The sequence below is a fragment of the Aliiroseovarius sp. xm-d-517 genome, from assembly GCF_013283135.1.
Lineage (GTDB): Bacteria > Pseudomonadota > Alphaproteobacteria > Rhodobacterales > Rhodobacteraceae > Aliiroseovarius > Aliiroseovarius crassostreae.
In genome coordinates this window covers 1,162,397-1,174,109 of the sequence record NZ_WBXT01000001.1, presented here as the reverse complement: position 1 = coordinate 1,174,109, position 11,713 = coordinate 1,162,397, and the positions used below count along the sequence as shown (strand labels likewise).

Genomic DNA, 11,713 nt, shown 5'->3' with positions numbered 1-11,713 from the left:
GTCGGGCTGTTTCGAATTCAGTAACAAGAGAAAATTGGGTGATTTCCTGAAAAGATCTTTAGATCTTAGGGATTTATCTGGTGTCTTTTGGGTCTTTAGAACCCGTCAACTGTTTTTAACCCTTTGGACCGGGTTTGATTTCAAGCGGAGACAGGAGGACCCCGAAACGGGATAGGAAATGTCCCTGTTGCAGGGGGGCGGGGGCAGGGTTTGTCTCGGGGTTTACCCGGACGGTTCCAACCAAAAAGGGCGCGGTTTGCACCGCGCCCTTTCCTGATCACAAAAGTGATGCGTTTATTGTGTGGCGCTGCCATCCAGACCCGCGCGTGTCAGGGCCGGTTCGCTATAGGCGCTCTGAACATATTCGCGGAAGATGATTTCGGCGTATTTTCCGTTCATCACCGTCGGGTGGCGGCCGACAAAGCCCGACACTTCGGTCAGGGCACGGCGGTTGGCCCGTTCGCGGCCAGGCACGTCGATCAGCGGTTTGGTTTCGCCATAGCTGACCACCGCTTCCAGACGCGAGCGGCTGATGCCATGGGCAACAAGGGCGTTGACCACGGTATTGGCGCGGCGCATTCCAAGACGTTTGTTATAGGCTTCGGATCCGACCTTGTCGGTATATCCGAAGACGCGGAACCGGACCTCGGGGAATTGTTTGATCCAGTCGGCCTGACGGGCAATGATTGCCAGGGCCTGCTGATCAAGCTGGGCGCTGTTGAAGGCAAAGTTCACGGTATCGGGCACTTCCTGAGCAAAGCGGTTGGCCATGCCCATCACATACTGGATATCGCCGTTCTGAACGCCGGTATTGTGCACGGTCGCGGAGCCGAAATAGCCTTCATTCAGGAAAGACCCGGCTTCACCGAAAAACACGCCACGCTGTCCGTCCCCGCAGGCCCCAAGCAGGGTCAGCAGGGCGGTTGTGGCCAGAAGGGGTTTGATCATCACGGTTTTCATGGATCAATTGTCCTCCATCACATAGCCGTAGGAGCCGGAGAAATCCTGTTTCGCCACTTCTCCCGCAGCCCCTTTGGTGGGACGGTTCGGGGAGGCGGTTTTGCCAAAGAGGAACAGCTCTTGCTCGGACGGGGGTTTGATCCGGTCGGTTGGCAGCGCCAGCGCGTCGCCCCGTGTGGGGGTGACCAAATGGGCGGTGACGATGACCACAAGTTCAGACTGGCGGCGTTCATATTCGGCCGAGCGGAACAGCGATCCAAGCACCGGAATATCGCCCAGCCAGGGCACCTGTCCCGACAGGTCGCGGAAATCATCTTCGATCAGGCCGGCAATGGCAAAGCTTTCACCATCGCGCAGTTCAACCACGGTGGAGGTTTCGCGGCGGCGGAAGGCGTTCACGTTGAAGCCGCCATTGTTGAAGCTCACCGTGCTGTCCAGACCGGACACTGCGGCCTTGAGATCCAGATTGATCACGTCATCGGCCAGAACGCGCGGGGTAAAGGTCATCTCAATGCCGAACGGTTTATAGTCGATCGAGATGCCATTGTCGCCGTTGGCCACAGGCACCGGATATTCCCCACCCGCCAGGAAACTGGCTTCCTGCCCGGAGAGTGCGGTCAGGTTCGGTTCGGACAGGGTGCGGACAACCCCTTTGCTTTCAAGGGCTTCCAGAAGGATGCCAATTTCAAAGGCACCTGCGTTGAAGCCAAGGGCAAAGGCGCCCTCGGTGCCGCTGCTGGGGGTGATCGTGGAATTGCCCAGATCATTGGCCCCATCCAGCCAGGTGCCGGTTTCGCTGACAACACCCAGGTTGGTGCCGCCTTTGATGGCAAGCGACCCGGACAGGGCCTTGCGCACGGAACGCTGCATTTCGGCAAAGCGGACTTTCAGCATCACCTGCTGGGTGCCGCCAACGGTCATCAGGTTGGAGACCCGGTCCGGTGCATAACGGCTGGCAAGATCCAGGGCGCGGTCCATGCGCCCGATCGAGCTGACCGTGCCGGACAGGACAATCCCGTCATTGGCTGTTCGCACTTCAATCGGCTCGCCGGGCAGGATCTGACGCAGGCGCTCCTTGAACTCGGCGATGTCGGGGGCCACGTGGATCTCGACATTGGTGATCAACCGACCGTCGCCGCCCAGAAGGGTCAGCGTGGTGCGGCCAGGCGCCTTGCCAAGCACGTAAATGGTGCGATCCGACAGGGTCGAAAAATCAGCGATGCCGGGGTTTGCGATCGAGAGCTCAGCGAAGGGCACCTCGCTTTCCACAACCACCGCACGGTTCATCGGGACGTTCAGTGCCGAAGAGGCAGCCCCTTTCATGACCCTCAGAGTTTCCGCAGAAGCACCTGTGGGAACGCTTGTAAATCCGATTGCGACTCCCAAAAGGGCCGCTTTCATCCATCTATCAATTTTCATGTGATCCTGCCTTTTCGATCACGCCTCGGTTTCGGGCTTTGGTTATCTTCAATCCGCGTTGCCTGTCAGAACGAAATCTCATGCTGTTACACGGTTCCGTTCGCGGCTGAAGGTCCGGTTGGTCCGGTGTATTTCGCCCACTTGTCCGCGAGCATGCGACAGTTTTTGTTTTTTTGCAAGAATCATTAAAGCGTTTCGACTTTAACCTGAGTCAGGGAAACGGCGAAACGCGGCATGAGATATCAAAGTCGTGGGCGTTTCGGAACAAACATGTATGTCAAGTTTATCCCGAAACGCTTTCGTTTGGCCGCAAGAATGCATGTTGTTTCACCGCAACAAAACGGGGCCAGTCTGGCCCCGTCTGATCTTGTTTCGTAACGCTTTCGACCTTCTGCTCATCATGGTCGCAGGGGACAGTTTGTCATCGGTGCCGCTTATTGCGTCGGGCAGGGGATCGGCACTTCGACAAACTCGCTGCCACGTCTCGTGCGGATCGAGCAGGATTTTTCAGCAACCGGCTGCGGTGCTTCTTCCTCGGTCAGCCCCAAAAGCTCTCGCTGGCCGATCTCGACGGTGCCCGAGACGGTTTTGTCCTGCAGGCCGACAAGAGAAAGAGAAAGTTTGCCTGTCGATTGTGCCTGGGCGAGGGCCGCAACCTGGCGGGGGGTGGCCTGAACCGTGACGGTGCGGGCAATCGTCGGAGAGGCGCGATCGCTGTCGGCCATCTGGTCGATTGCAATCAACTGGATCGAGGCTTCGATCAGCTTGGTGACATTGCGCGATCCACCTTCAGAGCTTGGCATCTGGCCGCTCCAATACACGTCCACGCGGTCGCCCGGACGCAGGAAACCCGACACACCGGATGATACATCCACCCGAATGGCAAAGGCGCGCATTCCCGATGCAAGGCGCGACCGCACCCCGGCATCCTGCCCCGGGTCTGTCAGCTTCACCATCATCAGGGCTTCATCTTTTTCCATCGCGCGTGTGACGGTCCGATAGGGGGCTTGTTCGGTTGGGAACAATTCTTCCAGGCTGGTGAAAGTGCCTTCCGGGATCGCATCTTCCGGCCATCTGACGGCGCGCACGTCTTCCTGGGTGATCCGCTGACCATAGGTCAGGGGTTTGTCGGAGACGAAAACCTCAAGCGTGGGCACAATGGCCGCAGCAGCCGCGCGTTCCGCTTCAAGCTGGGCTTGATAGGCGCTGATATAGTCGCGGGCAAGGTAAACCGCGAAGCCGGCCAGGGCCACGCCGAGGACCAATACCAATCCGAATACGGCTCGCATGTAATTTCCTTTCACAACTTTGGAACGGTTTGACCGGCCGATCTGAGCGGCTGGGAACGAATACGCCAACAACCTGCCGGATGATTAGGGCAATATTGTGGACAGATCGTGAATAATAGCCGGATTAACCGTTAATATTTCAACAATCCCCGTAAAGCGAGGCACAGTTTACTTAAAGAGGCACAGTTTACTTAAAACGGGAAAAGCCGCACCAAAGAAAGGGCGCGGCTGATCCAAATTTCACATCTGGCTGTGCCAGAGCGACCATTACTTGGTCAGGAGCTTGACGCTCATGGTGTTGATTTTGCTCGACACTTTGGTGGCCAGTGCGTCGGTGCTGGTGGAGACCGAAGTCAGCACAGCCACGCCGAGGCCCACGATAGCAGCGGTCAGAACGACCCAGTCCACGGTCACGGCGCCATCTTCGTCAGCTTTGAAGCGGTTGATCAGGTTGAAGAGTTTCATAGGTTGTCCCTCCGAAAGGTAGGTTGTTCAGTGTTACTTTCGAACCGGCCCTGTGATCCCCTGATCTTGTGTGATCCTTGGTGGGTGACCCTTTGCGCCGCTCGGCATGGCTAGTAATAAGCCTTCGGATTGGGGCAAGAGTTGGGCAGGTTTCGTTCGTTTTTGAGGATCTTAATTTTTTCCGGCGGAAATGTTGTAAGTCACTGAAAATGAACGAAATAAAAATGAGAAAAATTAACATTTCTGATTTTTGCCGCGCGAATTGCTTGAATTTTGCATCAAATAGAAAGGAAATTCTGGATAATTTCTTTAGGATTTGGCACAAAACAAGACAAGAAATCAGGGAAAACCCTGACCAAACCTCGTCCGGGCCACGGGCGGTCACATAAGGCGGCAAGAGCAGTGTTGCATCCTCCCCATGATATTCCGCGACGCGGGATCAGGGTCACCCTGTTGGCGGTGACCTTGTCCGTATTGCCCCTGTCCTTTCATGGGGGGGCTGTTCAGGCAGAGGACACGCCGCCGCCTTTCCCGGAATTTACGTTCAAACGAGAAACCGTCCCAACCGGTTCCGGTAAACGGATCCGGGTGCAGATTGATCCCGCTGAACAGGCTCGCCGTCTTGCCCCAGCCAACAAACAGCCACAGGCCGCGACCTCTGACGCCGACGTGTCGACGGATGGCGCGCTTTCAGCGCATGGGTATGAGTGGTTCTGGGCAGAGGTGTCGCCAAAACGCGATAAGGGGGGAGCTGCCAATCTGCAGCAGGCGCTTGCGGTGTTGGAGCGACAAGCGGGGCAGGGTGCCCTGACCGGGCCGCGCCTTGAGGATTTACAGAAGATTGCGACCGCCCATGGCGTTGATATTCTGAAGGCCACGATCGGCACCCATGTCTCTCCGGCCTGGGTGCTGGCCTTGATCTCGGTGGAAAGTGCCGGGCGCGCGGATGCCGTCAGTTCTGTCGGCGCGCAGGGGATCATGCAGCTGATCCCGGCGACCGCCGCCCGCTTTGGTGTTGAAGAGCCGGGCAACCCGGAGGAGAATATCAAGGGCGGGGTGGCCTATCTGAACTGGCTGATGGAACATTTCGACGGGGACCCCATCCTGGCGATGGCCGGGTATAACGCAGGCGAAAATGCGGTGACGGCGAATGGCGGTGTGCCCCCATTTGCCGAAACCCGCGCCTATATTCCCAAAGTGCTGAGCGCGTGGCGCGTGGCGCGGGGGCTTTGCATGACCCCGCCGGACCTTCTGACCGATGGCTGTGTTTTTGCCGTGAAAGGATCCTGAGATGACCGTGAAGCCCCTTGTTCTGGACGTGGACGGAACTTTCCTGCGCACCGATCTGTTGTTTGAAGGGTTCTGGGCCGGGCTGGGGCGTGATCCGCTTGCCACGCTGCGCGCAAGTTTTGCCAATTTTACCAACCCAGCTGCGTTGAAGCAGGCGCTAGCTGAGATCGCGCCGCTGCGGATGGACCTGATGCCGGTTTCCGAACCGGTGCTGGAGCTGGCCAGACGGGCCCTGGACGAGGGGCGCGAAGTGGTGCTTGCCTCCGCCTCGCATATCTCTTTGGTCAAACCGCTGGCCGAACAGCATGGGTTGTCGGAAAGGGTGCTGGCCACGCAGGGGCACAACAACCTGAAAGGACGTGCCAAAGCCGACGCCCTGGTGGAGCTTTTTGGCGAGGGAGGGTTTGACTATGCAGGCAATGCCTCCGTGGACTGTGCGATCTGGAAACGGGGCGATGTGGCCTATGTGGTGGGCGATGCCGGATCCGCCGAAGTGATGCGCGCGTTGGGAAAAGAGGTGCGCGAATTGCCCGGTGGCTGGACTGCGAGCGCGCTTATTAAAAGTTTTCGCCCACATCAATGGGTCAAGAATGTGTTGCTGTTCCTGCCCTTGATTGCGGCCCATGATTTCTCTGCCCATACGATCATTCTCGCCCTTCTTGGGATCCTCAGCTTTTCCGCGGCGGCCTCGTCGATCTACCTGGTCAATGACCTGTTGGATCTGGAAGCGGATCGCCTGCATGTGAAAAAATGCAAACGCCCCTTTGCCGCCGGCACCGTGCCGATCCAGGTGGGCATGGTGGCATTTGCGGCGCTTGCCCTGTTCGCACTGGTGCTGGCCGCGTTGTTGTCGACGGCCTTTCTGGGCGTGGTGGCCTTCTACATGATGCTCTCCCTGGCTTATTCGCTGAAGCTCAAGCAGATGCGGTGGGTGGATATTGCCGTGCTGGCAAGCCTTTACACCTTGCGTGTCGTGGCAGGTGCCGCAGCCACCGGGATCTATGTGTCAGGCTATCTGCTTGTCTTCATCTTCCCGGTCTTCCTGGCATTGGGGTGCGTCAAGCGCCTGACCGAACTGACACTTGCCACCAATGATGAACGGTTGCCGGGCCGGGGCTATGGCCGTCCGGATCGTTCCGACCTGCTGAATGTGGCAGGGTTGGGGGTGGTCGCCGCGCTGCTGGCTTTCTTCCTTTACTCCTTCACCGATCAGGCGCTTGGGCTTTACAAAACCCAATGGTTGATCTGGGTGGCCGAGGTGCCAATGGCGTGGTGGATGATCCGCATGGTGCGGCTCGGGTGGCTGGGCAAGATGGATTACGATCCGATTGTCTTTGCAATGCGCGACAAACGTGGCGTGGGCCTGATGCTGATCTCAATCTCGATCATGTTTTATGCAGCCGGGCTGTGGCACAGGTGGATGGGGCTGGGCTAACCCGGACCGTATCCGCAGCCCTCTAGGCCCGCTCCCTGCGGGGCCTGCCTGTCTGCACCGATGTCCTTGCGGCTTCTTGATGGTTTTCTTGCCTTCGGCGAGGATATTGAGAACCAGAAAATGGCAGCTTTTCCACGGCCGAAATTCCACTCGCCTCAGCCGCGCGCCCTTTTTCTTGCTGAAAATACCTCGGGGTGAGCCTCAAAGAGGCGAGGGGCAGAGCCCCTTACCCTCCTCGCTCCAGAAGCGGGGTCAGATCGACATCTTCTTGAAGATCGCTTCCGGGATATGGCGAATGATCAGCATGATGTAGCGCCAGAAAAACGGTGTGTAGATCACATTGCGTTTCTTTTCGACGGCTTTCAGGATATCCCCGGCAACCTTGTCAGGGGATGCCACCAGAAACATGCCCTCCACATCCCAGGTCATGGCCGTGTCGACGAAACCAGGCTTGACCGTAACCACGTGCCCGCCCACGCGGGTCAGGCGGTTTCTGAGGCCCGAGAGGTATGTGGCAAACCCCGCCTTGGCCGCGCCGTAGACATAATTGCCAATCCGCCCCCGATCCCCGGCAACTGATCCCACACCAACCACAGTGCCAGCGCCCCGCGTTTCAATCAGCGGGGCCAGCATTTGAAGAAAACGGGCGGGGCCGGTGAAACTGTCTGTGACCGTTCCGTCAATCAAAGAGGGGTCTTCGTCGATCTGCGCCTGCGGAGGCATCGACCCCACGAAAACCGCCGCGTTGATCACGCCAGAGACATGGCTCACGCGAGAGATGATGGCCGCAAAACTCTCGGGGTCGCGGGCATCGAAATGAATGGCATCGGCATGCAGGCCACGGGTGCGCAGATCTGTTGCGCTGCGCTCCAGATCATTCATGTCCCGCCCAGCCAGCAGCACGAACGCGCCCTGATCTGCAACCTTTCGGGCAAAGGCACGTGCCATGGAGGAGGTTGCGCCGAGGATGATCCAGGTGTCGTTTGCGTCGCTCATCATGCGTTCCTCAAATCCAGTCGGCGGGTCATGTCGGTTTCCAGCTGGCGCTCCGGGTCGGCGGCATCGGCAATCTGGGCCCAGTCACCATGCTCGGGATACATCGCCTTGATTGCGGCCCCCGTGGCCAGGGCGTCCTTGGCAAGGTAGAGCCGCCCCTTGGCCTGAACGGTCATGTGCTCAAGCTGGGCAATCAGCTCTCGCGCGCCGTCACGGGCCGGAAAATCCACCGCCAGTGTATAGCCTTCCATCGGGAAGGACATATGCCCCGCGCGCCCCGTGCCCATGCGTTTGAGCACTGCGAGCGGAGAGGCCAGCCCGGCATCGGCAATGCGCGCCAGCATCTCTTTCAGGATGCCGACCTGATCCAGCGGGACCACGTTCTGAAACTGGTAAAAGCCCCGTTTTCCGTAAAGCCGGTTCCAGTCATGGATCTTGTCGAGCGGGAAGAAGAAATCGTCGATCCGCTTGACCGAGCTTTTGCCGGATTTGGGCACCCTGCGGAAATAGGCCGCGTTGAAGCTGCGCACAACCGGGGCAGACAGGGCCCAATACGGGGCGTCGCGCGGAACGGATTTTGGGGATTTTGCCCGGGGCAGCAGCCCCTTGGCCAGCTCCGCCTCTTCTACGATCCCCCGACCCAGCGCCGCCCCTGTTGCGGTGGCGTCGATCCAGCCGACGCAGTAGCTGGCGGTGGAGGCATCGAGCAGGGCAATATGCTGATCCCACCCGGATGCGCGCTGTTCGGTCACCATCATCAGGTCACCGGGGCAGGGTTTCAGTTGCAGCGTCGCCTCGGCGATCACCCCGGTCTGGCCGATGCCGCCCATGGTGGCGCGGAACAGGTCAGGATTGATCTCGGGGGTGGCGACCACCCGCGTTCCGTTCTGAACCAGTGTCACCGACAGCACATGCTGACCAAAGCTGCCGCTGTTATGATGGTTCTTGCCATGCACATCCTGCGCGATGCACCCGCCAATCGTGGCAAAGCCGGTGCCGGGCAGAACGGCCGGGATCCAGCCCTGTGGGGCAAACACATGGGCCAGATCGCCAATGGTCATCCCGGCCTCAACCGTCACCTGTCCGGTTTCGGCATCAAAGGCGATGATCCGGTTCATGCGGGTCATGTCGATGGCGCGGCCGTCCGAGTTCAGGGGCGCATCCCCGTAGGAACGGCAATTGCCAATCGCGGGGCCTCCTTCACGGCTGGCGGCCTCCAGCGCATTGGCGCGTTCCGGTCGGGCCAGTTCGCCCGCTGCTTTCAGCACACGGCCCCAGCCGCTATATTCAGTTGTTTTCCAGCTCATTGGGCGGGTCTTTCGTGACGGGTATGTTTCAGCGAGTGGCGTTCTGCGAAGGGAAAGATCAGCAGGCCGATGCCAATTGCAAACCACAGCGTGGTGACGCGGATGATGGCGGTGGCAGGCACCGAGACCTCCAGCGGGACGCCCTCCAGCGCCAGGAGAGCAATCATCGCGGCTTCTGCCCCGCCCACGCCACCGGGCGCGCCGGTCAGCCCACCGGCCAGGGTCGAGAACACAAAGATGGCAACTGCGGCTGCAAGGCCGATATCAGAGCCAAGCCAGACCAGAAGCAGGTGAAAGGCATAGCCTTCGGCAATCCAGCCGATCATGCCAATCAGCGCGGCGGTGGTCATCAGCAGCGGGGATGTGAATGCCGCAAGCGATGTGGCGGCCCTGCGGACCCGCACCCAGACCCGGGCAAATCGCCCGGTGATGCGATGGCCCGTGGTGGCCAGCCAGCCAAGCAGCCTGGGGCGGGTGGCGACAAACCCCGCAATCAGCGCAAGGATCACCACCGGGGTGCCGCCCGCGATGCCATGCATCGAAAATGAGAGGGCCAGCGCAAGGATCAGCGCCATGGCAGTCAGGTCCGAGGCGCGATCCACCAGCACAAGGGGGGCGGTGCGTTCAAAACTCCACCCCGTTTCACGTTTGAGCCAGCGCATACGGACCAGTTCACCGACCCGGCCCGGAGTGACCGACATGGCAAAGCCGCCCAGGAAATGGCGCAGATCCTGCACCAGCCCGGTGGGCAGGCCAAGGCGCCGCGCAAACACATGCCAGCGCAAACCGCGAAAGAGGTAGTTCACGAGAGACAGCAGCAGAAGGACCCCAATCTGCCAGGCAGACAGCTTGGCAATCTGCGCCCTGGTTTCCTCCCATCCGGTTGCCGCGGCCAGGCCGAACAGCCCCAGCAGCACAAGGCCAAACAGCCCCGCCAAAATCAGGGTGTCGCGCAGCCGGCGCGAAGGGGGCGTGCGCCCCGCAGAAACGGTATGGGTGCTGCTCATGGTCATTGCCGCTTATCTGGCAGGAGAATGCGGCGAGATTATGAAACAATAAAGGGAAAGGCGAGGGATTTTCCCGAAATCTGCGTCAATACTCCGGGTCCGGTTTTTGCCATTCCATAATGACAAAATAAGCGGCTTCATCATACCGCGCCTTGATCTCGGGATCCGGGTGGGAGGAGGCAGGCTCGTCGTAATGTGTCAGGCGCAGCCCCTCGTCGAGAAAGGCCTGCATATAGTCGCGCGGCGGGCGGTGCCAGTTCCGGATGCGAATGCCACGCCACTGGGTCCAGTAGACCTTTTCTTTCAGATAGCCGGTGATATGGACCTGCGCCCCCGTTTCGGCACGGGCCCAGCCATCATGCCGGGCGGCGGTGAGGAAAGCTGCGAGATTGGCGACCAGAATGCGCCCGCCGGGCTTCAGAATGCGGGTGGCCTCACGGATGGCTGCGCGGATATCGGGAATGTCGATCAGGCTCAGGTAGAAAACGGCGAGGTCAAAGCTGGCGTCGGCAAAGGGCAGGTCTTCGGCCCTGGCCTCAACATACCGCCCCTCCGGCTCACAGGTGCGGGCATGCGAGATGAGTTCGGGCGTTGGGTCGATGCCTGTGGGGGTCACGCCCAACGCGGGCATCATCCGGCAAAACCGGCCTTCGCCGCAGCCAATATCCACCATGTCCCGCGGGGCGGCCTGTTTCACCCGAGCCAGCATTGGCTCATCCAGCACATGCCCACGTCCGTGATCGCCCTGATTGCCCATATCAGCAATCCAGGCTTTGGCGGAACTGCCCCAGCCATTATCGTTTTGTCCGGTCATGCGTTCTATCTATGAGAGAACAGGGGCAGGGGCAACGCAAAAGGCCCCCCGAATGGGAGGCCTTTCGTGATCCATCTGGGGCAATGCTCAGTTGACGATGGTCGCCTGCGTGGCGGCGCGTAGCTCGTCTTCAGACACGCCGTCGGCGGTCTCGACGATTTTCAGCCCGCCCTCAACCACATCCAGCACACCCAGATTGGTGATGATGCGGTCGACAACTTTCTGACCGGTCAGGGGCAGGGTGCATTCCTTGAGAACTTTGCTGTCGCCGTGTTTGTTGGTGTGATCCATCACCACCACCACACGGCCAACACCGGCCACAAGATCCATCGCGCCGCCCATGCCTTTGACCAGCTTGCCTGGGATCATCCAGTTGGCCAGATCGCCGTTTTCCGCCACTTCCATCGCACCCAGAATGGCCATGGCGATCTTGCCGCCGCGGATCATGCCAAACGACATCGAGCTGTCGAAATAGGTGGTTTGCGGCAGTTCGGTGATGGTCTGCTTGCCCGCGTTGATCAGGTCGGCGTCAATCTCGTCTTCGGTCGGGAAGGGGCCCATGCCCAGCATGCCGTTTTCCGACTGCAGCGTCACCGTGACACCTTCGGGAATATAGTTGGACACCAGCGTCGGGATGCCGATGCCGAGGTTCACATACCACCCGTCCTGCAGTTCCTGCGCGGCACGTGCGGCCATTTGATTGCGGTCCCAAGCCATGTTGTTTCCTTCCT

General features: G+C 59.6%; 11 protein-coding genes. 2 read left to right on the top strand and 9 right to left on the bottom strand.

The window, feature by feature from the left end; all coding sequences use genetic code 11:
- Positions 1–294 precede the first annotated feature (294 nt).
- The 4 genes from XMD517_RS05545 to XMD517_RS05530 all read right to left on the bottom strand — a co-directional run bounded on the left by XMD517_RS05545 (position 295) and on the right by XMD517_RS05530 (position 4,133).
- Positions 295–960, bottom strand: a complete 666-nt coding sequence (locus XMD517_RS05545; protein WP_173487928.1) for an OmpA family protein — start codon at positions 958–960, stop codon at positions 295–297.
- Between the two features lie 3 nt (positions 961–963).
- Positions 964–2,379 (bottom strand): type II and III secretion system protein family protein, encoded by a 1,416-nt coding sequence (locus XMD517_RS05540; RefSeq protein WP_173486530.1) that lies wholly within the window; start codon positions 2,377–2,379, stop codon positions 964–966.
- Between the two features lie 434 nt (positions 2,380–2,813).
- Positions 2,814–3,668 (bottom strand): Flp pilus assembly protein CpaB, encoded by an 855-nt coding sequence (gene cpaB, locus XMD517_RS05535; protein WP_173486529.1) that lies wholly within the window; start codon positions 3,666–3,668, stop codon positions 2,814–2,816.
- A 267-nt stretch (positions 3,669–3,935) separates the two neighbouring features.
- Positions 3,936–4,133 (bottom strand): Flp family type IVb pilin, encoded by a 198-nt coding sequence (locus tag XMD517_RS05530; RefSeq protein WP_173486528.1) that lies wholly within the window; start codon positions 4,131–4,133, stop codon positions 3,936–3,938.
- Between the two features lie 402 nt (positions 4,134–4,535).
- Between XMD517_RS05530 and XMD517_RS05525 the strand changes: the two genes are divergently transcribed.
- Together XMD517_RS05525 and XMD517_RS05520 are read left to right on the top strand one after the other, a co-directional pair.
- Positions 4,536–5,423: a lytic transglycosylase domain-containing protein gene (locus XMD517_RS05525; protein WP_368493351.1), complete on the top strand. Its 888-nt coding sequence runs from the start codon at positions 4,536–4,538 to the stop codon at positions 5,421–5,423.
- 1 nt (position 5,424) lies between these two features.
- A complete protein-coding gene (locus XMD517_RS05520) occupies positions 5,425–6,858 on the top strand; it encodes a UbiA family prenyltransferase (protein ID WP_173487927.1) in 1,434 nt (477 codons plus the stop codon).
- 252 nt (positions 6,859–7,110) lie between these two features.
- Here the strand turns inward: XMD517_RS05520 and XMD517_RS05515 are convergent, their stop codons facing one another.
- The 5 genes from XMD517_RS05515 to XMD517_RS05495 form a co-directional block, all read right to left on the bottom strand.
- Positions 7,111–7,854 carry an SDR family NAD(P)-dependent oxidoreductase gene (locus XMD517_RS05515; RefSeq protein WP_173486526.1) on the bottom strand — a complete coding sequence of 248 codons (744 nt, stop codon included), beginning with the start codon at positions 7,852–7,854 and terminating at the stop codon, positions 7,111–7,113.
- Complete coding sequence (locus tag XMD517_RS05510; RefSeq protein ID WP_173486525.1) at positions 7,854–9,161, bottom strand: FAD-binding oxidoreductase; 1,308 nt, start codon at positions 9,159–9,161, stop codon at positions 7,854–7,856. The genes XMD517_RS05515 and XMD517_RS05510 overlap by 1 nt, the downstream gene beginning before the upstream one ends.
- Positions 9,158–10,168 (bottom strand): YbhN family protein, encoded by a 1,011-nt coding sequence (locus XMD517_RS05505; RefSeq protein ID WP_371734400.1) that lies wholly within the window; start codon positions 10,166–10,168, stop codon positions 9,158–9,160. Before XMD517_RS05505 ends, XMD517_RS05510 begins: the two co-directional genes overlap by 4 nt.
- An 85-nt stretch (positions 10,169–10,253) precedes the next feature.
- Positions 10,254–10,982 (bottom strand): class I SAM-dependent methyltransferase, encoded by a 729-nt coding sequence (locus XMD517_RS05500; protein ID WP_173486523.1) that lies wholly within the window; start codon positions 10,980–10,982, stop codon positions 10,254–10,256.
- 87 nt (positions 10,983–11,069) lie between these two features.
- Entirely contained in the window at positions 11,070–11,699 is a 630-nt protein-coding gene (locus XMD517_RS05495) for a 3-oxoacid CoA-transferase subunit B (protein ID WP_173486522.1), read from the bottom strand.
- Positions 11,700–11,713 lie beyond the last annotated feature (14 nt).

What these genes read in the sequence shown, in the direction of transcription:
- XMD517_RS05545 (WP_173487928.1), bottom strand. Translation starts at nt 960, where the DNA reads ATGAAAACCGTGATGATCAAACCCCTTCTGGCCACAACCGCCCTGCTG.
- XMD517_RS05540 (WP_173486530.1), bottom strand. Translation starts at nt 2,379, where the DNA reads ATGAAAATTGATAGATGGATGAAAGCGGCCCTTTTGGGAGTCGCAATC.
- cpaB (WP_173486529.1), bottom strand. Translation starts at nt 3,668, where the DNA reads ATGCGAGCCGTATTCGGATTGGTATTGGTCCTCGGCGTGGCCCTGGCC.
- XMD517_RS05530 (WP_173486528.1), bottom strand. Translation starts at nt 4,133, where the DNA reads ATGAAACTCTTCAACCTGATCAACCGCTTCAAAGCTGACGAAGATGGC.
- XMD517_RS05520 (WP_173487927.1), top strand. Translation starts at nt 5,425, where the DNA reads ATGACCGTGAAGCCCCTTGTTCTGGACGTGGACGGAACTTTCCTGCGC.
- XMD517_RS05515 (WP_173486526.1), bottom strand. Translation starts at nt 7,854, where the DNA reads ATGAGCGACGCAAACGACACCTGGATCATCCTCGGCGCAACCTCCTCC.
- XMD517_RS05510 (WP_173486525.1), bottom strand. Translation starts at nt 9,161, where the DNA reads ATGAGCTGGAAAACAACTGAATATAGCGGCTGGGGCCGTGTGCTGAAA.
- XMD517_RS05505 (WP_371734400.1), bottom strand. Translation starts at nt 10,168, where the DNA reads ATGAGCAGCACCCATACCGTTTCTGCGGGGCGCACGCCCCCTTCGCGC.
- XMD517_RS05500 (WP_173486523.1), bottom strand. Translation starts at nt 10,982, where the DNA reads ATGACCGGACAAAACGATAATGGCTGGGGCAGTTCCGCCAAAGCCTGG.
- XMD517_RS05495 (WP_173486522.1), bottom strand. Translation starts at nt 11,699, where the DNA reads ATGGCTTGGGACCGCAATCAAATGGCCGCACGTGCCGCGCAGGAACTG.